Here is a 23,346-nt window from a genome sequence, read left to right as displayed (position 1 = left end):
TTTTTTACGTCACAGGATACAGGAGGAATTATGGCAGGACTTAACGATATGCAGGAACAGGCCTGTGAGCATGTGGATGGGCCACTGCTCATACTTGCGGGAGCAGGAAGCGGAAAGACCAGGGTTATCACACACAGGGTAGCCTATCTAATGGAGCACGAAGGAGTTAATCCTCTGAACATACTGGCGATCACATTCACCAACAAGGCGGCCCGTGAGATGCGGGAGAGAGTTGATCTGATAGTTGGGGACGGAGCTGACAGGGTATGGGTCAGCACATTTCATTCGCTGTGTGTGAGGATACTCAGAAGATATGCTGATAAGATCGGCTATGGCAAGAACTTTGATATATATGATTCGGATGACCAGAAGAGTACGGTGAAGAGTATACTCAAGGATTTTCAGATAGACCCGAAGAGGTATCCCGAGAAGATGTTCATGGCGGAGATATCCAAGGCCAAGGAGAAGTATCTGTCACCTGATGAATTTGCAAAAAAGAATGTTGCAGACTATGCAGGAACAAAGGCTGCAGAGGTGTACACTGAGTATCAGAGTCGTCTTAAGAAGAACAATGCGATGGACTTTGACGATCTTATTTACAAGACGGTGGAGCTGTTCGAGCACAATCCTGATGTCCTTGATACATATCAGAATAGATTCAGATATATCATGGTTGACGAGTATCAGGATACTAATCACATACAGTTCCTGCTGGTCAAGATGCTTGCGAGAAAATACAGGAACCTGTGTGTGGTGGGAGACGATGATCAGTCCATATACAAGTTCAGAGGAGCGAATATAACCAATATCCTGAACTTTGAGAAGGAATATGAGGATGCGAAGGTTATCAAGCTGGAACAGAACTATAGATCCTGTGGCAATATACTTGCCGCAGCGAATGCAGTCATACAGCACAATGCAGGCCGTAAGGATAAGGCTCTGTGGACGGATAAGGATGCCGGTGAGAAGATCTCGTTTGAGCAGTGCGATTCGGAATATGCAGAGGGAGATATGGTGGCGAGCCGTATCAAGACTCTTGTCAGACAGGGAGTGGACTACAGGGATATAGCTATCCTCTACAGGACGAATGCACAGTCCCGTGTGCTCGGAGAGAAGATGGTGTATGCGAACATACCATACAGAGTATATGGCGGCACAAACTTCTATGCCCGAAAGGAGATCAAGGATGTTCTGGCATATCTCAAGGTCATCAACAATTCCACTGACAACCTGTACTTCAGGAGAGTGGTAAATGTTCCGAAGAGAGGTATAGGCGAGGCGAGTCTCAGCAAGGTTGAGTCATTTGCGGATGCGTATGGATTGTCGATGATGGATGCTGCGGCGAGAGCTGACGAGATACCGGGAATAGCTGCCAAGACCTCGGCCAAGATCAGGCAGTTTGCGGAGCTTATCACATCATTCAGGGATATGCTGGCGGATGGTGAGAGCCTTGACTCGGTGTACGACAGGATCCTTGAGGATACGGGTTATGAGTCAGAGCTCATAGCAGAGCACACAGAGGAGGCCATGACTAGGCTTGAGAATATCGATGAACTCCGCAACAAGGTGGTGGAATTCACAGAGGATAATGAGGAGGCAGGGCTCAGCGAGTTCCTGGAGGAGATAGCGCTTGTGTCTGACCTCGATGCCATGTCGGAGGATGACAATCAGGTCAAGCTGATGACTCTCCACAGTGCCAAGGGTCTGGAGTTCCCATATGTATTTATATGCGGAATGGAGGACAGAGTATTTCCTAGTGGAATGGCACTCAACTCAGATGATCCCGATGCTCTTGAGGAGGAGAGACGTCTGTGTTACGTGGGTATAACCAGAGCCATGAAAAAGTTGTACCTGAGTGCGGCGAAGGAACGAATGATGCATGGTAACAGGGTGTACAGCGATGTGTCCAGATTCATAAGAGAGATCCCGCCTATGCTGTTTGAGCATGAAGCTGATATGAAGAATATGGCAAAGCGAAGAGAGTCGGAGTCTGTCGACAGATATAACAGAGGTGAAGGACGCAGAGATGCGTATGGAAGTTCATATGGTGATACATATGCCGGCTATGGCGGTGGAAGAACCGCTGGAGCAGCCTCAGGCAGAAGCTATGGACAGAAGAATCCATACAGCAGCTATGCAAAACAGCAGTCATACGGGCAGCCGTCTTCCCAGCCTTCGTTCGGCAAAGCCTTTGTGGTAAACAGTGTTGGCAAGCCGGATTATGCTGTTGGAGACAGAGTCAGACATATTAAGTTTGGTCCGGGTACTGTGGAGGCTTTGGAGAAGGGCGATAAGGATTACGAGGTTACAGTGAATTTCGACAGATGCGGTGTCAGGAAGATGTTTGCTTCGTTTGCAAAGCTCAAAAAATGCGAGTAGTCAATTAAACCGCATGTTAGATTTATTTATAAAATACATATAGAAATAATCAAAACCGTATGCTATAATTTTGGTATGTGTTGGGAGATAATAACTGTATGTTTCTTCTCTCAAATCAATATAATATAATGAAACCCGTTACAGGGTTAAGAAAGGGTGGAATGTAACGATGAAGAGTAGTGACGTAATCTTAGTTAAAGGCGATGCAACAGAAGAGAAGGCAAAGAGCACATTATTTGTGATCTTGGTTATCATTGGTGCCGTTGCTGCTATTGCAGGTATTGCATATGCAGTATATTCATATCTTACACCAGACTTCCTTGATGATTTTGATGATGACTTCGACGATGATTTCGACGATGACTTCTTCGATGATGAGGAAGATACAGATGAGGCAGAGCCAGCAGCAGAAGCAGCCGAGGCGGCAGACGCTGAGTAATTCGTACTGTATTATATAGAAGAATATGGTAGTATAAAGATACGCTCTATCCATTGAGGATAGAGCGTATTTTTTTGCCATCTACTAAAAAAAATGGAAGATAGGACGAAACGTCATGATAAAAGGTATAAAAAATGCGGATAACAGGAATCGAACCTGCACCCCGAAGGACTAGATCCTAAGTCTAGCGCGTCTGCCAGTTCCGCCATATCCGCTTAATTCTCCGTAAAATAAAAATAGCCCCTCATACCAGAAGGGAAATAGTGAGCCATCGGGGACTCGAACCCCGGACAACTTGATTAAAAGTCAAGTGCTCTACCGCCTGAGCTAATGGCCCATAAGTCTGGACTTTAATAACTGGGCTAGCTGGATTCGAACCAGCGAATGCAGGAGTCAAAGTCCTGTGCCTTACCGCTTGGCGATAACCCAATAGCATCGCTAATATGTGCGATAAAGAAAAAGGGTGGATAGAGGGACTCGAACCCTCGGCCTCCAGAGCCACAATCTGGCGCGCTAGCCAACTGCGCCATACCCACCATAGGCTTATAAAATAATTGTTATTTTATAAAAATATATCTTAGCCTGCTAACAGTAGTAGTAGCTAAGATACAAAAATGTGCCCGAAGGGATTCGAACCCCCGACCCACGGCTTAGAAGGCCGTTGCTCTATCCAGCTGAGCTACGGACACGTACCAATTCCCGCTATATGTATATGTTAGCGAAAATAAAGAGCGGGTGATGGGAATCGAACCCACGTATCTAGCTTGGAAGGCTAGTGTTCTACCATTGAACTACACCCGCATAATGCTTAACAGTGTTTTGGATTATAAGTCGGGGTGACAGGATTCGAACCTGCGACCTCTTGATCCCAAATCAAGCGCTCTAGCCAAGCTGAGCCACACCCCGTTAGTCCTTTGCGACCAACGCAAAACCTATTATACACAAGTCGGTGATGTTTGTCAACAACTTTTTTAATTTTTTTTGAAAATCAGTTGCTGATGTGTTATATTGAATCAGACGTTATCGCCTATTCATCAAACCGACTTTTGCATTATATGCATTATAGGAGCGAAAGTCAATAGGTATTTTGAAAAAAATTGAAAATTGTGAGGATGTGTAGTAATGGATAATTTTATATTCAGCATAAATGCAACGATACCGATATTTCTGGTGATACTTCTGGGATGGTTTCTGATGAAGATACATATTATAACAGAAGAGTTCGCCAACGTGGCGAATAAATATGTGTTCAAGGTAGCCCTTCCGGTTCTGCTGTTCAGGGATATTGCGACGACCTCCATATTGGACGACCTCAATGTAAAGTTTGTTCTGTTCTGCTTCTTTGGAACGATCATAATGTTTGGGCTGGTATGGGTGTTGGCACTGATATACTGTAAGGACAGAACCATGATTGGTGCATTTGTGCAGGGGGGAGCAAGAGGAAGTGCTGCGGTTCTCGGCGTTGCATTTGTGGAGAATATCTGTGGCAACTCGGGCATGGCGCCTCTCATGATAGTGTCAGCGGTGCCGATGTACAATATTATATCAGTAATAGCTCTGACATTTGGCGGGAACGACAGACAGAGGGGAACAGCGGGTATCAAGAAAGCGTTCGTCAATATATTGAAGAATCCGATCATCATAGGAATATTGCTTGGAATCCCGTTCTCTGTATTTGACATACCGATACCAGCCATACCGACAAGAACTATCAGTTATATAGCACAGACGGCGACTCCTATAGCGCTCATAGCCATAGGTGCTGGATTTGACTCACAGCAGGCATTGACCAGGCTCAAGCCGTCACTTGTGGCAACGGTCATAAAGCTTGTGATTCTTCCTGTCATATTCCTTCCGGCTGCCATTGGTATGGGCTTTGGGCCGAGTGAGATTGTTGCTATACTTATAATGGTTGGAGCACCGGCTACGGTGTCGGGATACATCATGGCGAAGAATATGGACAATGATTATGTGCTGTCATCGAATATTATCGTTTTATCCACATTATTATCGTCAGTGACGTTGACTCTGTGGGTGTTTGTGTTAAAATGTTTGGGAGTAATCTAATTTTATTATACAGAGGTTTAATTAATGGATAACATTGACTACAAGATACTGAGATGCCTGAAGGACAATGCGAGACTTACAGCATCGGCCATCAGTGAAGAGATCAATCTCTCTGTCTCGGCCGTGATAGAGAGAATAAGGAAGATGGAGAGCAGCGGGGTAATAAAGGGATATACCATTGAGGTTGACCAGAAAAAGCTGGGCAATGAGATGGTAGCCATCATGGAAGTGAGACTGAAGCATCCGAAATATTATGATGAATTTGCACAGCTTATACAGACAAATGACAGCATAGTCGCATGCTTCTATATGACAGGAGATTTTGACTTTATATTGAAGATAGTGACTGATTCCGCTGCAGGTCTGGACGAGGTGTATAGATTTGTGAAGGGATATGAGGGTGTGTCTGCAACTGAAACGCACTTTGTTCTCAAGACGCTCAAGGACGAAGTATCAGTTATACCGGAGGTAAAGGAAAAATGAACAACATAGTACTTACAGGCATGCCGGGAGCGGGCAAGAGCACTATAGGGGTTCTTCTGGCAAAGGTTCTCGGTTATAAGTTCATCGATGCAGATATTCTCATACAGAACAGTCAGGGAATGCTGCTCAGGGAGATAATAGCAAAGTATGGCGATGATGGGTTTTTAAAGATAGAGAATGATGTGAACAAGGGTATCACAGACCAACATGCAGTCATAGCCACAGGTGGAAGCGCTGTGTACTGTACTGAGGCCATGAAGAAATACATGGCGGAGGATACAGTTATATATATCAATCTTCCGTATGAGGAGATAGCGAACAGACTTGGCAATATCAAGAGAAGAGGCGTGGTGCTGAAGGATGGACAGACTCTGAAAGATTTGTATAATGAGAGGACAAAGCTTTATGAGAAGTACTGCCATATCAATATCAAAGCGGAAGGTCTTGGAATTGAGGAATTGCTGGACAGCGTTGCGGGCATGATAATTGTCAGAAGAGATCTGTAATACGTCATATGCCACATGATAGGGATAGAAAAGCTGCTTATATAGCTGAGGTGAAAATGTAGCATATATACAATGGAGGGAATGTATGGAGATATTAAAAATGTTAGGTCAGATACTGCTTCTTGTGCTTGGATTTGTGTTTATGATAAAGGGAGCGGATGTATTTGTAGATGGTGCGTCTAAAATAGCTGTCAAATGCAACATACCAGAGATGGTAGTTGGCTTAACAATAGTTGCCATGGGCACTAGTGCTCCAGAAGCAGCTGTCAGCATAAAGGCGGCACTTTCGCCTGCGGGAGCCGGGATCACTGTTGGAAATGTGCTTGGAAGCAACATTATTAACATACTTGTCATCCTTGGAGTGACAGCACTCATAGCAGCACTTCCTATAAAGAAAAATACACTTAGGATAGATATACCATTTGTTATCGTGGCATCGATCATGATACTCTGCATGGGATATTTTGATGGTGTGCTCAGCAGACTTGAGGGTGTGATATTCTATGTAGTGTTTATTGGATTTTTGGTATATCTGATCATCAGCGCGAAGAATGGCAACAGCGAGAGTGATTCTATAGAACTCACGGAGAAGGATAAGACTCCGAGACTTATACTGTTTATAATCATAGGATTAGCGCTGGTCGTGGTCGGAAGTAATTTCACTGTAAATGCGGCATCATATATAGCTGGAAAGCTCGGTATGACAGAGAGACTCATAGGTCTTACAATAGTGGCATTTGGCACATCTCTTCCTGAGCTTGTGACATCATGCACAGCGGCAAAAAAGGGGCAGACAGATATTGCCATAGGCAACATAGTTGGAAGCAATATATTCAATATACTTTTCGTTGCCGGAACTACAATGCTCATAACCCCAGTGCAGTTTGAGCAGAACTTCCTGTTGGATGGCATCATGGCAATAGTGGCTGCTGTTCTCCTCTGGGTGTGCAGCGTCAGAAAGAAGAAGCTCACCAGGCCGGGCGGAATAGTGATGCTGGCTGTGTATGCGGTATATTTTGCTTATATTATGTACAAGAATTATATGTAGCAGATATCAAATGAATGGGGTATAGTCATTTATGTGATGATTATGAACCGGAAGAGTTGGTGCGTATAACAAGTCACGATGACAAGGATTATTACAGTATGGATGATTTTTATGATTTAGAAGAACTTGATTAGATCGCAATAAAAAATACAGCGTGTAGCGAGTGACGCACGCTGTATTTTTTTGTGGATATTTCTTGACTATGGTATGGGTATAACTTATAATCAGACGTAGCAATTTAAACCGCAAAACTTTAAAGTTGACACGCTTTGACGTGATAAAGTAAAGTGCGGATAAAAAATGTATTGGGAGGATACTATGGTACTCAAAGTTATTATGCTTGTTGTTTTCTTTGCGATCATGCTTGGAGTTGGATTTTACTCGAGAAAACACACAAAGGATGTGAATGGATTTGTTCTTGGGGGCAGAAGCGTTGGCCCGTGGCTCACGGCATTTGCCTATGGAACATCTTACTTCTCAGCGGTTATATTCATTGGATATGCCGGACAGTTTGGATGGAAGTACGGAATTGCTTCCACATGGATAGGAATTGGAAATGCGCTGCTTGGCTCACTGGTGGCATGGGTAGTTCTCGGAAGAAGAACAAGACTGCTCACACAGGAGCTTGACACGAGAACTATGCCGGAGTTCTTCGAGAAGAGATACTCCAGCAAGTCATTGAAGCTTTTCTCGTCGATCATCATCTTCATCTTCCTCATTCCATATACAGCGTCACTGTACAACGGACTTTCAAGACTGTTCGGAATGGCGTTCAATGTTGACTATAAGATATGCGTAATCGTCATGGCTGCCCTTACAGGTATATATGTAATCGTTGGTGGATACATGGCGACTGCTATCAACGATTTCATCCAGGGACTCATCATGCTGGTGGGAATCGTGGCAGTCATATATGCGGTACTCAACAACTATGGTGGACTCACAGGCGCGCTAGACAGTCTGGCAAGGATAAATGATCCTGCAGTGTCAGATACACCTGGTGTATTTGCATCATTCCTGGGACCTGACGTGTTCAATCTGTTTTGTGTCGTCGTGCTGACATCCCTTGGAACATGGGGACTTCCACAGATGGTACAGAAGTTCTACGCCATAAAGGATGAGAGATCCATCAAGACAGGTACGGTTGTGTCGACACTGTTTGCGATCGTAGTTGCCGGCGGATGCTATTTCCTCGGCGGTTTTGGAAGACTGACAGGAACCGATGTTGCTACAGAGGGATTCGATGCCATCATTCCACATCTGCTTGAGAAGCTTCCAGCTGCCCTTATGGGACTTGTGGTCATACTGGTGCTTTCGGCATCTATGTCCACACTTTCTTCGCTGGTCCTTACATCCAGCTCAACGCTCACCATCGACTTTATAAAGCCGGTCATTGCACCGAAGATGGATGAGAAGAAACAGATACTTGTCATGAGGCTCATGCTCGTTATGTTTGTTGCTGTATCGGCTGTTATTGCCATCGTGCAGTACTCAAGCAGGATAACGTTCATAGCACAGCTTATGGGTGTTTCATGGGGGGCTATAGCAGGTGCGTTCCTTGCTCCATTTTTATATGGCTTATACTGGAAGAAGACTACAGTTGCGGCTTGCTGGACATGCTTTATATGGGGAACAGGAATCATGACGCTGAACTTCATAAGCAATACATGGGGATTGTTCAAGTTCCCGGCAGTGATGCAGTCACCTATCAACTGCGGTGCGGTTGCAATGGTGGGCGGTCTCATCATAGTTCCTATTGTGAGCCTGTTCACAAAGAAGCCTGACCAGAAGAAGGTCGAGGATGCCTTCTCATGCTACGAGGAGACGGTTACAGTAGCCCACAGAAAGGCACTTGACTAACATAGATATTACACGGTCTTTACACAAAACTTTGTTGAAAGACCGTGTTTTTTATGTTAATATTATCAGGCGGTAATGTGCATTTGAGGCATGCTGTAATCTATGTGGCAGGAGGCGCAGGGAATGATCACACTGTACAGAACGGATGACAGAATTTTGAGTGAAATACAGGAATATGGTCCTGGTGCCTGGATAGTCATGACTAAGCCAACAATAGATGAGAGTAAGAGCATAGCCGAGAGGTTTGAGATAGATCTGGCGGATGTCAGAGCCGCACTGGATGACGAGGAGAGCTCACGTGTTCAGGTGGAGGACAACTACACACTGATAATCGTGGATATTCCTTCTATAGAGATAAGAAATGAACGAGAGGCATATACAACAATCCCTCTTGGTATCATACTGGTTGCAGACTGTATCATCACCATATGTGCTGAGGAGACACCGGTACTTGAGGCATTCATGGAAGGCAAGGTGAGAGAATTCAGTACCAAGAAGAGGATGAGGTTCATGTACCAGATACTCTACAGGAACTGTACCACATACCAGTATTATCTGAGAGTCATGGACAGAAGAAGAACCCTTATTGAGCAACGTATCCAGGAGGAGACCGAGGATGCGGATCTCATAGATCTTCACGAGCTGGAGTCCAACCTCGTATACTTCGCCACATCACTGAGAGCGAATGGAGTAGTTCTTGACAAGCTGACAAGATACGGCAGGATCAAGCAGTATCCGGAGGACAAGGAATTGCTTGACGACGTTTTGGTGGAGAACAAGCAGGCTATCGAGATGACACAGATATACAGGGATATCATAAGTGGTACGAGAGAGCTCATGACGACCATCATAAACAACAGACTGAACAACGCCATGAAGTTTCTGGCGGCCATAACCATCGTCATGGCTGTGCCTACAGTTATATCGGGTGTGTATGGAATGAATGTGGGCACGAAGTGGATGCCATTTGCGAATGTACCATATGGATTTGAGATAGTGTGCGGTATAATACTCGTTATAAGTATTGTGATAGCTTTGATATTGAAGAAAAAGAAGATGCTCAAACAATAGGGCAGATAGAAAAAGGATCACCGGCGGTTTTGTTGCTGCCGGTGGTCCTTTTTTGTGCCGTTGTTATTTGTTGTTGATAGGTATTCCGTTTACCTCGACCTGATCGGATATCTGGATGACGATGCATTTCCTTCCGTCGATCTCCATGGTCTCTACCAGATCAGTTCTCTCAGGATTCACCTTGATGACCACATCAGGAGTCTTTACCTCAAATGTTTTTGTGTTTGCAACATTTGTCGCGTACATGACAGTTGACTTCTCACGCGGTACAACTATGGCCGGTTCATCCTCCGGGTTCTCAGATGGCTGCTCAGGCGGTGCTGCCGCAGCGGTTACCTTCTCGTAGTGGGCGTCAAAATCTGCCATCTTCTCATCTGATACTCCGCTCTCTGTCAGCAGATTCTTTATAGTGTTCTTGGATAGGGTCAGCGGTTCAGGACTGTCCTTTCTCTGCTCTATCATCTCGTTCAGATTGTCGTGTATTGTACGCACCATGTCGTAATTACAGTCATCGCCCAGAGTCTCAGCCACGATCTCCTGGAATACATCCTTCTGCTCGCCCGCTGTTATAGGAAGAGAAGTGCCAAGGATGTTACTTATGAAGCTGTCGTGAAGCTCCTCCGGTTTTTTGGTGTAGTACAGAACGTTGTGGATATCCGTGCTCCTGTCGATAAATGCCGGGAACAGGAAGCCTATGTCCGGCATGTCGACCACCCAGTCGCGGACTCTGTTGTGGAATGTGCTTTCAACGTCGAAGTAGCTGAGTCCCGCCTTGGACAGGTTGACGTGGCAAATGGAGCACATGATATAGTCATACACCTCGTCTGATGCATCGTCCATCATGATGCCGTCGGTTGTCTTGCCCGGAACATCATATGTATCGTGGATGAGCAGTATGAGGTAGTTGCCGGTGTAATCGTAGTTCTCGATGACCTTGTCATAGAACTCATTTATCAGCTCATCGTTCTCAAGCTTGCTCTTCCTGAGTTTATTCAGGAATTCCTGTGTGCCGCCTTCAAACTCCTGTGAGGTAGGAAATGGCATGGTGACAAGATTCTTGCCAATGCTTCCTGATAAAGTCTTTTTCAGTATTTCAAAATATTTGTATGTTTCTTCTTCCGGCATGGTGAGAAACTGTTCGTTGATGGTCGCCACCTTGTTGCAGTCTCCGTCCACGTAGCATCCGCGGATCTTGCTTATGGAGCATTCCTTTGGAGCAAACAGGTGTCTTATCTCAAGTACGTCTTTTTTTGTCATAAATAAAACTCCGTTTCTATATAGTGATATATTTTGCGTTATAACATCTGCAATGACAGACCGCCTCCTAAGTATACCACAAATAATGACAAGTCTTAAAGATATCTTAAACTTTATAATGGTTGTTTCTTAATGGCAGTATGGCGATAATTGAGAACAGGAGGTGATTGTGGTAAGCTAAGGATAAATACGAAAAAGGTGAGGACAAGAAAAATGTACAATATATTAATATGTGACGATGAAAAAGATATAGTATCAGCTATAGAGATATATCTTAAGACAGCCGGGTATTCGGTGTATAAAGCTTACAATGGTATGGAGGCAGTTGATATGGTAAATTCTAATGACATACAGCTTGTACTCATGGACGTCATGATGCCTCAGATGGACGGTATAACAGCCATGGCAAAGATAAGAGAGAGCAGCAATGTGCCGGTTATCATGCTTACGGCAAAGAGTGAGGATACCGACAAGGTGCTGGGACTTGAGGTCGGCGCAGATGACTATGTGACAAAACCATTTAATCCGGTGGAACTTCTGGCAAGGGTAAAGTCCCAGCTCAGGCGTTACATGCAGCTGGGAGGCGGAGAGACACCAAAGGATAAGCTGGTTATCGGAGGTATAGAACTTGACGACAAATCCAAACAGGTCACACTTGACGGTGAACTTATGCCACTCACCCCGACGGAGTATGACATCCTGAAACTTCTTATGCAGAATGTGGGAAAGGTATTTTCCACGAAGGAGATATATAAGGCGGTGTGGAAGGAGGATCCGATGGGAGCGGAAGGCTCTGTTGCGGTTCATATAAGACACCTGAGAGAAAAGATAGAGATAAATCCATCTGATCCGAGATACATAAAGGTTATCTGGGGAAGAGGATATAGAATGGAGGGACAATAGTGGATAAAACAATTTATAAGATACGAGGAAATGTGTTCTTTAAACTTGGAATATATATTCTTGTGGCGGTGCTGGCATATGGAACGCTGTATACAGGCGGTCTGGTGCTGCAGGGAAGCTACCTTGGAGTGTACAGTGATGATGATCAGGGCGCGACGCCGTATGAGAGACTTGTAAACGATTATGTGGAGGACACAAATGATGCGCTTACCGAAAAGGTGAAGGCTTACATCCAGGATACAAGGTCGCAGCTGGAAAGCATTACAACATATAATCAGCTCGTGAGTGCTGATCATAACGGAGATATGGTTATAACTGCGGATGATGTTTTCCGGAGATTGACCAATGCGGATACAACATCTGCGATCAAGTCGTCATACCGGTATGAGGATATGAGCGAACGAGGTGATATCGGCTATATGCTGACGGCATCCTGCAGTGATGATACAAATGTCAGCATCAATAATGGAAAGATAAAAGTAACGACCGGAAATATAAAGCTGATAAACGATGATGCACGGCTGGACGATAATATATATACAAATGATTATGATAGCACGATAGAAGTACCTGTTAAAAGATATATTGTGTTTGACAAACAGAGCGATATGGAACAGGGCGAGCAGTATATCAATGCTCTGCTGGGGAATTATGATCCATATTATGACGAATACATTTATAATGAAGAATATGAAGAAAGTGATACTGTGGAGGCTGATACAGATTCTGTATTGACAGCGGATGGCAAGTCTATTACCAAACAGGATATCATGTATGGCGATTATTATCCTAGCTCAGTTGAAAAACTGTATCTTGATGAAGCAGACGATTCTGGCAGTTCATCTGGAAAGGTCTACTGTCTTGTGCTAAGCTATGATGCATATTCATTTATAAATATCACGGGAAAATGCTATGTGGACGTGGCGGCTGCTGTAGACAACATCAAAGCGTCAAATCCGGAAATGGTTCAATACATTGGAATATGGAGGACGAAGAGCAAGGGGATATTGGCGGGATTTGCAGTTATGCTGCTGCTGTGCATCGTCATGTCAATATTTTCAATGGTCAACGCCGGCGTAAAGACAGGGAAGGAGACGATCACTCTTGGCAGATTTGAGAGGACTCCGACTGAGCTTGTGCTGGCTATGACAGTATGCTCTGTTGCAGCAGCAGTAGGGATCTGCGTTGAAAGCGGTATTGCATCCATGTGTGTGAACCAGTATAGGAATTACACATTTGTATCAGAGAATATACAGTATATTGCGTTTCTGGTGCCGGTGGCATGCCTATATTCTGTGGCATTGTTTTTCTTTAATAATATAGTCGCTAAGGTGAAGGCGGGAACATTTTTTGCAGACTGTCTGATAATCCGCGCACTGAAGTGGATAGCAAGAAAGACGAAAGCTTGTTTCAGGTATGTGAAAAGTCATATGTCCCTGACGCAGAAGGGCGTATGGGCTTATATAGGTATAACTATAGTAGAGATAATTTTTGTGGCAATCCTGGCAGCAGGCAGCATGAGAGGCCTTCTTTGGGTGGTGATTTATATCATTTTAAAATGGCTGTGCATAGTCGGAATAGTGGCATATCTCATACAGACACAAGAGTTATACAAGTGCGCAAAGGAGATGGCGGAGGGCAATCTGGACAGGAAAGCGGACACAAGCAAAATGTTCTGGGTATTCCGCGCACATGGTGAACACCTCAACCAGATAAGAGACGGCATGTCAAAGGCTGTTGAGGCCAGAATGAAGAGCGAGCATTTGAAGACAGAACTCATAACAAATGTATCCCACGATATAAAGACCCCGCTTACATCCATAATCAACTATGTTGATCTGCTGCAGAAGGACGATATGGATGAGAAGACAAGACAGGAATATATAGAAGTTCTCTCAAGGCAGTCTGCGAGATTGAAAAAACTCATAGAGGATCTGGTCGAGGCATCCAAGGCATCCACTGGCAATATCCAGATAAACTGGGCAGAGATAGATGCCAATATGCTGCTTGAGCAGGCTGTTGCAGAATATGAGGATAAACTTGCAAATGCCGGGCTTAAGGTCGTATTCACAAGATCAGAGTTGCCGGCAGTCATAAGAGCTGATGGACAGCATCTGTGGAGAGTATTTGATAATCTTCTGTGTAATATAAGCAAATATGCAATGCCGGGGACAAGGGTATATGCATCGGTGATAATCGATGACAGAAAGACCAGGATTGAGTTCAAGAATATATCCAGAGATCCGCTCAATGTGTCCAGTGATGAGCTCATGGAGAGATTTGTCCGTGGAGACAGCTCCAGAAATACGGAGGGAAGCGGACTGGGATTGTCTATTGCAAACAGTCTGTGTACACTGATGGGTGCAAAATTCAGATTGAGCATAGATGGTGATCTGTTCAAGGCAGTTATAACATTTGACTGCGGAACTCCGCAGAAGAAAACCAATTGTTAGAATAATGTGTGATCTGCAGGTTGAATTATGAAAAAATATTAGATTTTAGCACAAAACGTTATTGACAACTAATTTGAGTTAGGGCATACTAACCTTGATGATAATATTATCAACAATCAGAAGGAGGCGTGTATGATGACTAACGAAAGATTAGAGACGGACAAGAAGAGTATAGATGATACAGGTATCCAGCGTACAGAGATGCAGAAAGAGATCGTTATCAGCAGACTCAGGGAAATGGGATGCAGGATAACCAGACAGAGAATGATACTCCTTGACATAATACTCGGGGAAGAGTGTTCTTCCTGCAAGGAGATTTATTATAAGGCGACCAAGCAGGACAGTCGTATAGGCTCGGCTACAGTGTACAGAATGGTGAATACATTGGAGGATATAGGAGCCATCAACCGTAAAAACATGTATAAGGTTGCCTGTGGTGCCAACTGTGGTATAGAGGATGCCTGTGTCATTGAGCTTGATGATTCATCCAGCATTGAGCTTTCGGCCAAAGAGTGGAACAGGATAATCCGTGCAGGACTTATGGCTGGCGGATATATTGAGAATCAGATGGTGACAGGTGTCAATGTAAAGCCTTGTGGCTGTGGCTCATGTTGTTAATAACGAAGGAGATGATCTACAATGGGTGGAACAATATTGGTAGTGTGCATACTGGTGCTTATAGTAGTGGGTGCAGTTATCAGTTCTACAAAGCACTTTAAAGGAGAAGGAGGCTGCTGTGGCGGCGGTGGTTCCGTCAAGGTCAAGGGTGACAAGATAAAGGATGTTGTCGCCGTGAAGACTATTTACATAGAGGGAATGCACTGCAGCAACTGTTCAGATCGTGTACAGAATGCACTGAACAGTCTGAGCCAGGTGAACGCAAAAGTCGACCTCAAGAAGAAGCAGGCTATCGTTAAGCTCGGAAGAGAAGTATCTGATGATGAGCTTAAGAGCTGTGTAGAGAAGTGTGGATACTCAGTAACCGGTATAGGATAAAGGCTTGAATAAAAAATTGTAAAAAATTTTCAAAAAATTGTTGGCAATTCGAATAAGATGTGGTATTATCCATATTGTTGTTGAAAACACAACAGATAAGCGCGAGTGGCTCAGCGGTGGAGCATCTCCTTGCCAAGGAGAGGGTCGCGGGTTCGATTCCCGTCTCGCGCTCTGGATAATTTCCATGTTGCTAAAATTTTAAAAAAGTTGTTGACAGTTTGCTGGCGGTGTGATATTATCCATATTGTTGTTGGTAGCACAGCAGATAAGCGCGAGTGGCTCAGCGGTGGAGCATCTCCTTGCCAAGGAGAGGGTCGCGGGTTCGATTCCCGTCTCGCGCTCTTTTATATTAATTCACACTCAGGATTCAATCCTGATTTTTTTTTGCCCTCAGAAGCGATTGGTAATAAAATTTAAACATTTTTACTATTGAATAAATGACATGTAGTGATATAATCAATCACAATCGTTGAATATCAGAAAAAGTATAATTTTTACGAGGTAATGATTAAATTATGAAAGAGAGACTTAAGAATTTTCATCATTCAGCAGTTTTTATCTGTCTGGTTCTTGCAATTGTTCTGGACGTTGTTCTGGAAGCTCTTGGAAGACATTCGCTGTTTAAGGCGATATCGTATGTGTGGAATCAGCCGCTCATATTTCTGTATAACTGTTCGATCATTTTCTTTACGCTGACACTTTCGCTGCTCATGAGAAAGAGAATATTCGGATACTGCGTTATATCGTTTGCATGGCTGATACTTGGAATCACGAACTGCATAGTTCTGGGATTCAGAATAACGCCATTTTCAGCTATCGATATGCTTATGGCGAGGAATACGATAACTATCATAGACAAATATTTTAATGTATGGCAGATCGTGCTCATAGCTGCGCTTCTGTTCGTTGCGCTGGCAGCCATCATAGTTCTGTTCATAAAATCGCCGACGGTTACGGGCAATATATATAGAACGAGAACGACTGTGTTTATAGTTGCGACATTCTTCTGTGTAATGCTCTTCACCAAGATCGCGCTCAATGCACAGACTATATCAGATAATTTTGCAAACCTTGCAACGGCATACAACAATTATGGATTTGTATACTGTTTCTCAAACAGTGTGGTCGATGTAGGTATAGGACAGCCGAGTGATTACAGCGAGGATAAGATGCTTGAGATAAAGGATGATCTGGACAGTGTTGGCACAACGGATTCAAAGCTTGGCAAGGACAAGCCAAACGTTATATTTGTACAGCTTGAGTCATTCATGGATCCGTCATATGTAAAATGCCTCACGTTCAATGAGAATCCTATTCCGAATTTCACAAAGCTGAAGGAGGAATGTACATCAGGATTCCTGACGATGCCGGCGATCGGTGCAGGTACAGCCAACTCGGAATTTGAGGTGCTCACGGGATTTAACGTGGCATATTTCGGTGCAGGTGAGTATCCATATAAGACCATACTTGGCAAGCAGACCATAGAGAGCATGGCGACACAGTTGAAGCTTGATGGTTATTCAACACATGCCATGCACAATCACGATGGTACATTCTATGACAGATACAAGGTGTATAAAAACATGGGATTTGATACATTTACCCCGATGGAGTATATGTACAATCTGGAGCATACTCAGAAGAACTGGGAGAAGGACAATGTCCTTACCGGTGAGATCATGAAGACGCTGTACTCTACCACTGGACGGGATTTCATATTCACCGTCAGCGTACAGGGACATGGAAGATACCCATCAGAGCTGGACGAGGAGAATTACAGTTACCCTATAAAGGTTGCCGGAACAGGTGATGAGAGTCTTGATACACAGTGGACATATTACTGTAACCAGCTCCATGAGATGGACGATTTCATTGGCAAGCTTATAGACAGACTTACGGCGTACGATGAGCCGGTCGTTCTCGTTATGTATGGAGACCATCTCCCTGGATTTGAGATCACAGAGGACGATATAACCAACGGAGACCTTTACCAGACAGAGTATTTTGTCTGGAGCAATATGAAGAACTTCCCGGTTGAGGATGAGGATATAGAGGCATATCAGCTCAGCACAAAGGTGTTTGATATGCTGGGATTTGAGAAGAGCTATGTGCAGAAGTTCCAGTCAAAGTACAAGCCGGGCGATGCAAACTATGATGATGATCTCGAGAACATTGAGTATGATATGCTTTATGGACAGAGATACATGTATCCTGATGGATGGCCATATGAGCCGACGAATATGAAATACGGTATAAGCAAGATCAGGATCTCGGAGATCAAAAAGGGCGTGTATGTGCCACCGGTTGATGAAGAAGCGGATTTCACGGCAAATGATGGTTCCGGGGACGGTGAGAGTGCTGAGGAGCCACAGCCTATGAATGGATATTATATCCACGGAAGCAACTTCAATGAATGTACATTTGTGTGGATAGATGATGCCTTTTTGAAGGAGACTATCTATATAGACAGAGATACGCTGTTTCTTCCATATGAGGACTCGTTTGAGGCGGGCAAGGAGATATCCGTGGCGCAGGTCGGAGACGACAGTATAGACTTCGGAGTGGAAGACACTTATGTATATAAGGGAGATCCTGAAAATCCGGAGGACACAGAGACAAATGTGACCACGGAGACGGAAGAACTGCCTTGACAAGAACTATATAATTTGTTAGCATGTTTAAAAAGTTACATCACCCAACGCGATAAGTGTTGGGTGATGTGTTTTCTCTATTAAGGCTAATTGACGTACATAATGAGCACAATGCTCTTATTAAATATTTTACAGAAAGAGAGAGAAGAAAATGGGTAAGATTATTGGCGAAGGAATTACATTTGATGACGTTTTATTGGTACCTGCTTATTCTGAGGTATTACCAAATGACGTTGACCTTACAACAAAGCTGACACAGAAGATTAAGTTGAACATTCCTCTTATGAGTGCCGGTATGGACACAGTTACAGAGCACAGAATGGCTATTGCCATGGCTCGTCAGGGTGGTATCGGAGTTATCCACAAGAACATGTCCATAGAGAAGCAGGCAGAGGAAGTTGACAAGGTAAAGCGTTCAGAGAACGGTGTAATATCAGATCCATTTTACTTATCTCCAGAGCATACACTGGCAGATGCTGACGAGCTTATGAGCAAGTTCAGAATCTCAGGTGTACCTATCACAGAGGATGGCAAGCTTGTTGGAATCATAACCAACCGTGACCTGAAGTTTGAGAAGGACTACACCAAGAAGATCAAGGAGTCAATGACATCTGAGGGTCTTGTTACAGCAAAGGAGGGAATCACACTTGACGAGGCTAGAGAGATCCTTGGAAAGGCTCGTAAGGAGAAGCTTCCTATCGTTGATGACGATTTCCATCTGAAGGGACTCATCACGATCAAGGATATTGAGAAGCAGATCAAGTACCCATATTCAGCACATGACGCACAGGGCAGACTTCTCTGTGCAGCAGCAGTAGGATGTACAGCCAACATCCTCGACAGAGTTGCAGAGCTCGTATCAGCAAAGGTTGATGCGATAGTTATAGATACAGCACATGGACATTCAGCCAACGTTCTGAGAACCTTCAAGATGGTTAAGGAGAAGTATCCTGACCTTCAGGTTATTGCCGGTAACGTTGCAACAAGATCAGGCGCACAGGCTATGATCGACATGGGTGTAGATGCAGTCAAGATCGGTATCGGACCTGGTTCTATCTGTACAACAAGAGTTGTTGCAGGTATCGGTGTACCACAGATCACAGCTATCATGCAGGCATATGATGCAGCTATGAATGCCGGAATCCCTGTTATCGCAGATGGCGGTATCAAGTATTCAGGAGATATCACAAAGGCTCTGGCAGCAGGTGCCAACGTATGTATGATGGGAAGCCTGTTCGCAGGTACAGATGAGGCTCCTGGTGATTTCGAGCTTTATCAGGGACGTAAGTACAAAGTATACAGAGGTATGGGATCTATAGCAGCCATGGAGAATGGTTCTAAGGACAGATACTTCCAGGAGAACGCAAGAAAGCTTGTCCCAGAGGGCGTTGAGGGCCGTGTGGCATACAAGGGATCACTTGAGGATACAGTATTCCAGCTCATCGGTGGACTTCGTTCAGGTATGGGTTACTGCGGAGCAAAGAACATTGCAGAGCTTCATGAGAAGGCAGAGTTCGTCAAGATTTCAGCAGCTTCACTCAAGGAGAGCCATCCACATGATATCCATATCACAAAGGAAGCTCCTAACTACAGTGTAGAGTAATAGAAATTTGCATAGATGATATCAGATAAGAGGATGCATATCTGTCAGATATGCATCCTTTTTTCTTGACACCGTTCTGTTATGTGAGATAATGGAGAATAGGTGTCTTAGAAAAGAGGTGTTTGGATATTTATGAAGGTAAACAATCCAGGTAAAAAAGATCTTGACCAGCTTGTGATGCTTGAGCAGGAGACATTTCCTGAGGCTGAGGCAGCAAGCCGGGAGTCTATAGAGCGAAGACTGAAGGCACACAGAGAAACCTTCTGGGTGCTCAAGAAGGACGGACGAATAATAGCAGGTATAAATGGCATTACTACTAATGAGAAGGATTTGAGCGATGCTATGTATACGGGCGAGGACTTCTACGACAAGAAGGGTCGCTGGCTTATGATATTCGGCGTGTCAACTCTGCCGGACTATCAGCACAATGGATATGCGGCGAAGATAATGCATGAGGTTCTTCAGGAGACGGTCAAATGTAAACTCGACGGAGTCGTCCTCACATGTAAAGAGAACATGATCCCATTCTACGAACAATTTGGTTTTGTGGATGAGGGCGTGAGTGAATCTGAGCATGGCGGTGTCGTCTGGCATCAGATGAGGATAAGGCGCAGAGATATAAAACGTGATTATAAGCAGGATGTGATTGATTGTATAGTGATAGTAGTTGTGGCCGCCGTACTGGCATTTCTGCTGGGACGATTTGTGATATTAAACTGTAATGTACCTACTGGTTCCATGCTTGAGACAATACAGCTTGGAGACAATATAATAGGAAGCAGGCTTACATATAAGTTCTCTGATCCTGAGCGTGGCGATATAGCCATATTCAAGTGGCCGGACGATGAGTCCCAGATATATATCAAGAGAATCATAGGACTGCCGGGTGAGACCGTGGAGATCATAGATGGTAAGGTATATATAAATGGAAGTGATACTCCGCTCAAGGAGGATTATCTGAGTGATGAGGCAAGGACTGACGTAAGATCGTTTGGACCGTATCAGGTTCCTGAGGACTGTTACTTTATGCTGGGAGACAACAGACCAAACTCAGCGGATGCCAGACTTTGGGAGAATACCTATGTGAAGCGTGACAAGATACTTGCCAAAGCAGAATTTGTGTATTTCCCATTTTCACAGATAACATGGCTTGGAAACGGAGCAGAGTATTAGATTGTATGTCATGATGGATAATCAGAGGAGATGGTCACATGAACAGAGTAAGATTTGACATGCATTGTCATACGGCTGAGGGATCACCCGATGCCAAAGTAAAGATTCTTGATTATATTGATCTGTTAAAGCAGCGTGGTTTTCACGGAATGCTGGTCACAGACCATGATTCATATTCCGGATACAAAGCGTACTTAAGGCAGAAAGATAAGGTTAAGGATTTCACTGTGCTCAGAGGTATCGAGTATGATACGTTTGACTATGGACATTTCCTCATCGTACTGCCATCAGATACACCTGAGGAGGTGTACGACCTGTTTGAACACAGGGGCATGGCGCTTATCAGGGTGATATGGCTTGTGCACGAGTGCGGCGGTATACTTGGCCCAGCTCATCCATTTGGCGAGAAGTTCATGAGCTTTGGCAGCACGAGAAGGCTTGGCATGATAGAGCACAGACTATATGCACAGCATTTTGACTTCATAGAGGGATATAATTGCTGTGAATCAGCCAAGAGGAATAAGATGGCCAGAAGGCTTGCGTCATACTATGATATACCTGTTTTGGGTGGAAGCGATGCCCATAAGGAGAACTGTGTCGGACTTGCAGGTACATATCTTCCGGATTATATACATTCGGAGGATGATCTGATAAATTATATAAATGACGGCAATCATCCCGAGGTTGGCGGAAAGAGATACCCGAAGACCTTGAAGGACAAGATAGGACCTGCCGGCAAATTCCTGACGTATGGATTTTATTTATACAATATATATGGCGCATTCCGAAATTATCCTGCGAGATGTCGCGCATACTTTGCGGCATCGGCAAAACTGAAGGCAAAAATGAAAAGTAACTGTTCAGACAGGGGACTGGATAGCAAAAAATAAAAGCAAAAACAGAAAGGGCGATTATGAATAAGAAGGAAAGAAGTAATTTTACGGGGACGCTGGGCTTTGTTATGGCAGCAGCGGGAAGTGCGGTAGGACTTGGTAATATATGGAGGTTCCCATATCTTGCGGCAAAGGACAACGGTGGTGTGTTTATACTTGTGTATATAATACTTGCGCTTACATTTGGATTCACACTGCTCACAACAGATATTGCAATAGGAAGAAAGACTCGGCAGGGACCGCTCACAGCTTATGGTCTTATACATAAGAAGTGGAAATGGCTTGGCGGTCTGGCGTGGATCGTACCGGTCATAATCCTTCCATATTACTGTACTATCGGAGGATGGGTTCTGAAGTATATGACAGCATATTTTACAGGTCAGACAGAGGCTGCCACTGGTGACGGTTATTTCACCGGTTTTATAACAGCCCAGACTGCGCCTATAGTATTTGCACTTATATTCCTTACGGCCACAGGCGTTGTCGTATTCTGTGGTGTTGAAAAGGGAATAGAGAAGTTTAGCAAGGTGCTCATGCCGATATTGGTAATTCTTATAATTGGAATTTCAATCTATTCACTGACGATCAAGCATACCGGTGATGATGGTACGATCAGAACAGGAATTGATGGACTGAAGGTATATTTGATTCCTGATTTTAAGGGAATGACATTCAGGGATATATTCATGGTTGTAATGGATGCCATGGGACAGCTCTTCTTCTCGATAAGTGTCGCTATGGGTATCATGGTTGCGTATGGCTCATATGTTAAGAAGGATGTTAACCTTATGAAGTCGATCAATCAGATAGAGATATTTGACACGGCAGTGGCTTTCCTTGCTGGTCTGATGATAGTCCCTGCGGTGTATGTGTTCTCTGGAACGGAAGGCATGTCAGCGGGCCCTGGACTTATGTTCATATCTCTGCCAAAGGTATTCAATGCCATGGGTAAGGTCGGAACAGTCATCGGAGCCCTGTTCTTCATCATGGTTACATTTGCGGCGATCACATCCTCAGTATCGGTCATGGAAGCGATAGTGTCAGGACTTATGGATAAGTTCCATCTCACGAGAAAGAAGAGTGCGGTCATAACAACTGTATATGCGGTTGTCGGAATGTTGGTCGTATGTTTCGGTTACAACATATGGTACTTTGAGCTCAAGCTTCCAAATGGAGCTACAGCCCAGATCCTCGATGTGATGGATTACCTGAGTAACAACATCTTCATGCCGCTTGTGGCTATCCTGTCATGTATACTTATCGGCTGGGTAGTGAAGCCTAAGACGGTTATAGACGAGGTTACAAGAAATGGCGAGAAGTTTGGAAGAAAGAAGCTCTATATTGTCATGGTAAAGTTTGTGGCACCAATACTGCTTGCATTGCTGCTTCTCCAGTCATTTGGAATTGACTTTGTACAGTTTGTTACAAATCTGTTCAAATAGAACAATATAGTTTATAATGTAGAGGCGTTTGTCATGTGAGTGATGAAGGCCTCTATATTTTTGTCATAAGGAATGTCATTGCAGGATATTTATACCGGGTTTACGGATTTAATGGGAGAATG

18 protein-coding genes and 9 tRNA genes are annotated in these 23,346 nt (G+C 44.2%); 19 read left to right on the top strand and 8 right to left on the bottom strand.

Annotation, left to right across the window (positions count from 1 at the left end):
* Positions 1 to 30 precede the first annotated feature (30 nt).
* A complete protein-coding gene (gene pcrA / locus DWW70_RS12500) occupies positions 31 to 2,379 on the top strand; it encodes a DNA helicase PcrA (protein WP_118649961.1) in 2,349 nt (782 codons plus the stop codon).
* Positions 2,380 to 2,548: 169 nt separating this feature from the next.
* Complete coding sequence (locus tag DWW70_RS12495; protein ID WP_015533951.1) at positions 2,549 to 2,818, top strand: hypothetical protein; 270 nt, start codon at positions 2,549 to 2,551, stop codon at positions 2,816 to 2,818.
* Between the two features lie 135 nt (positions 2,819 to 2,953).
* Here DWW70_RS12495 and DWW70_RS12490 read toward each other — a convergent pair.
* The 7 genes from DWW70_RS12490 to DWW70_RS12460 form a co-directional block, all read right to left on the bottom strand.
* A tRNA-Leu gene (locus DWW70_RS12490) sits at positions 2,954 to 3,033 on the bottom strand.
* Positions 3,034 to 3,082: 49 nt separating this feature from the next.
* Positions 3,083 to 3,155 (bottom strand) — tRNA-Lys (locus DWW70_RS12485).
* Between the two features lie 20 nt (positions 3,156 to 3,175).
* Positions 3,176 to 3,247 (bottom strand) — tRNA-Gln (locus tag DWW70_RS12480).
* A gap of 33 nt (positions 3,248 to 3,280) precedes the next feature.
* Positions 3,281 to 3,354: transfer RNA gene (locus tag DWW70_RS12475), tRNA-His, on the bottom strand.
* A 79-nt stretch (positions 3,355 to 3,433) separates the two neighbouring features.
* Positions 3,434 to 3,507 (bottom strand) — tRNA-Arg (locus DWW70_RS12470).
* 41 nt (positions 3,508 to 3,548) lie between these two features.
* Positions 3,549 to 3,619, bottom strand: a tRNA-Gly gene (locus DWW70_RS12465).
* A gap of 30 nt (positions 3,620 to 3,649) precedes the next feature.
* A tRNA-Pro gene (locus tag DWW70_RS12460) sits at positions 3,650 to 3,724 on the bottom strand.
* Between the two features lie 216 nt (positions 3,725 to 3,940).
* Here DWW70_RS12460 and DWW70_RS12455 point away from each other — a divergent pair.
* The 6 genes from DWW70_RS12455 (at position 3,941) to DWW70_RS12430 (ending at position 9,853) form a co-directional block, all read left to right on the top strand.
* Entirely contained in the window at positions 3,941 to 4,885 is a 945-nt protein-coding gene (locus DWW70_RS12455) for an AEC family transporter (protein WP_117549337.1), read from the top strand.
* Positions 4,886 to 4,909: 24 nt separating this feature from the next.
* A complete protein-coding gene (locus DWW70_RS12450) occupies positions 4,910 to 5,368 on the top strand; it encodes an Lrp/AsnC family transcriptional regulator (protein WP_022215931.1) in 459 nt (152 codons plus the stop codon).
* Positions 5,365 to 5,874 (top strand): shikimate kinase, encoded by a 510-nt coding sequence (locus tag DWW70_RS12445; protein WP_055146992.1) that lies wholly within the window; start codon positions 5,365 to 5,367, stop codon positions 5,872 to 5,874. Before DWW70_RS12450 ends, DWW70_RS12445 begins: the two co-directional genes overlap by 4 nt.
* A gap of 85 nt (positions 5,875 to 5,959) precedes the next feature.
* A complete protein-coding gene (locus tag DWW70_RS12440; protein WP_015533950.1) occupies positions 5,960 to 6,922 on the top strand; it encodes a calcium/sodium antiporter in 963 nt (320 codons plus the stop codon).
* Between the two features lie 318 nt (positions 6,923 to 7,240).
* A complete protein-coding gene (locus tag DWW70_RS12435) occupies positions 7,241 to 8,782 on the top strand; it encodes a sodium:solute symporter family protein (RefSeq protein ID WP_117549333.1) in 1,542 nt (513 codons plus the stop codon).
* A 123-nt stretch (positions 8,783 to 8,905) separates the two neighbouring features.
* Positions 8,906 to 9,853, top strand: a complete 948-nt coding sequence (locus DWW70_RS12430) for a magnesium transporter CorA family protein (RefSeq protein ID WP_117549331.1) — start codon at positions 8,906 to 8,908, stop codon at positions 9,851 to 9,853.
* A gap of 63 nt (positions 9,854 to 9,916) precedes the next feature.
* Here the strand turns inward: DWW70_RS12430 and DWW70_RS12425 are convergent, their stop codons facing one another.
* Positions 9,917 to 11,110, bottom strand: coding sequence for a DUF4317 domain-containing protein (locus DWW70_RS12425; RefSeq protein WP_015533946.1), 1,194 nt, complete (start codon positions 11,108 to 11,110; stop codon positions 9,917 to 9,919).
* Positions 11,111 to 11,323: 213 nt separating this feature from the next.
* Between DWW70_RS12425 and DWW70_RS12420 the strand changes: the two genes are divergently transcribed.
* The 11 genes from DWW70_RS12420 (at position 11,324) to DWW70_RS12370 (ending at position 23,224) form a co-directional block, all read left to right on the top strand.
* Positions 11,324 to 12,013 (top strand): response regulator transcription factor, encoded by a 690-nt coding sequence (locus DWW70_RS12420; RefSeq protein ID WP_117549467.1) that lies wholly within the window; start codon positions 11,324 to 11,326, stop codon positions 12,011 to 12,013.
* Positions 12,013 to 14,466: a sensor histidine kinase gene (locus DWW70_RS12415; RefSeq protein ID WP_117549329.1), complete on the top strand. Its 2,454-nt coding sequence runs from the start codon at positions 12,013 to 12,015 to the stop codon at positions 14,464 to 14,466. Before DWW70_RS12420 ends, DWW70_RS12415 begins: the two co-directional genes overlap by 1 nt.
* A 135-nt stretch (positions 14,467 to 14,601) precedes the next feature.
* A complete protein-coding gene (locus tag DWW70_RS12410; protein WP_117549327.1) occupies positions 14,602 to 15,084 on the top strand; it encodes a transcriptional repressor in 483 nt (160 codons plus the stop codon).
* Between the two features lie 21 nt (positions 15,085 to 15,105).
* The gene (locus tag DWW70_RS12405) at positions 15,106 to 15,462 is read left to right on the top strand and encodes a heavy-metal-associated domain-containing protein (protein WP_117549325.1); all 357 of its coding nucleotides are present in this window, start codon (positions 15,106 to 15,108) and stop codon (positions 15,460 to 15,462) included.
* 99 nt (positions 15,463 to 15,561) lie between these two features.
* Positions 15,562 to 15,633 (top strand) — tRNA-Gly (locus DWW70_RS12400).
* 98 nt (positions 15,634 to 15,731) lie between these two features.
* Positions 15,732 to 15,803, top strand: a tRNA-Gly gene (locus tag DWW70_RS12395).
* A 174-nt stretch (positions 15,804 to 15,977) separates the two neighbouring features.
* Positions 15,978 to 18,113, top strand: coding sequence for an LTA synthase family protein (locus DWW70_RS12390; RefSeq protein ID WP_118649960.1), 2,136 nt, complete (start codon positions 15,978 to 15,980; stop codon positions 18,111 to 18,113).
* 151 nt (positions 18,114 to 18,264) lie between these two features.
* A complete protein-coding gene (gene guaB / locus DWW70_RS12385; protein WP_015533942.1) occupies positions 18,265 to 19,716 on the top strand; it encodes an IMP dehydrogenase in 1,452 nt (483 codons plus the stop codon).
* Between the two features lie 132 nt (positions 19,717 to 19,848).
* A complete protein-coding gene (gene lepB / locus DWW70_RS12380; RefSeq protein WP_117875061.1) occupies positions 19,849 to 20,889 on the top strand; it encodes a signal peptidase I in 1,041 nt (346 codons plus the stop codon).
* A 38-nt stretch (positions 20,890 to 20,927) separates the two neighbouring features.
* Entirely contained in the window at positions 20,928 to 21,779 is an 852-nt protein-coding gene (locus DWW70_RS12375) for a PHP-associated domain-containing protein (RefSeq protein WP_117549317.1), read from the top strand.
* A 23-nt stretch (positions 21,780 to 21,802) separates the two neighbouring features.
* A complete protein-coding gene (locus DWW70_RS12370) occupies positions 21,803 to 23,224 on the top strand; it encodes a sodium-dependent transporter (protein ID WP_055280491.1) in 1,422 nt (473 codons plus the stop codon).
* Positions 23,225 to 23,346: the final 122 nt, after the last annotated feature.

The sequence above is a fragment of the Coprococcus sp. AF16-5 genome, from assembly GCF_003479365.1.
In the GTDB taxonomy this organism is placed as follows: domain Bacteria; phylum Bacillota; class Clostridia; order Lachnospirales; family Lachnospiraceae; genus Coprococcus; species Coprococcus aceti.
The sequence above is the reverse complement of the archived record's forward strand: the minus strand, read 5'-3'. Positions and strand labels throughout refer to the sequence as shown.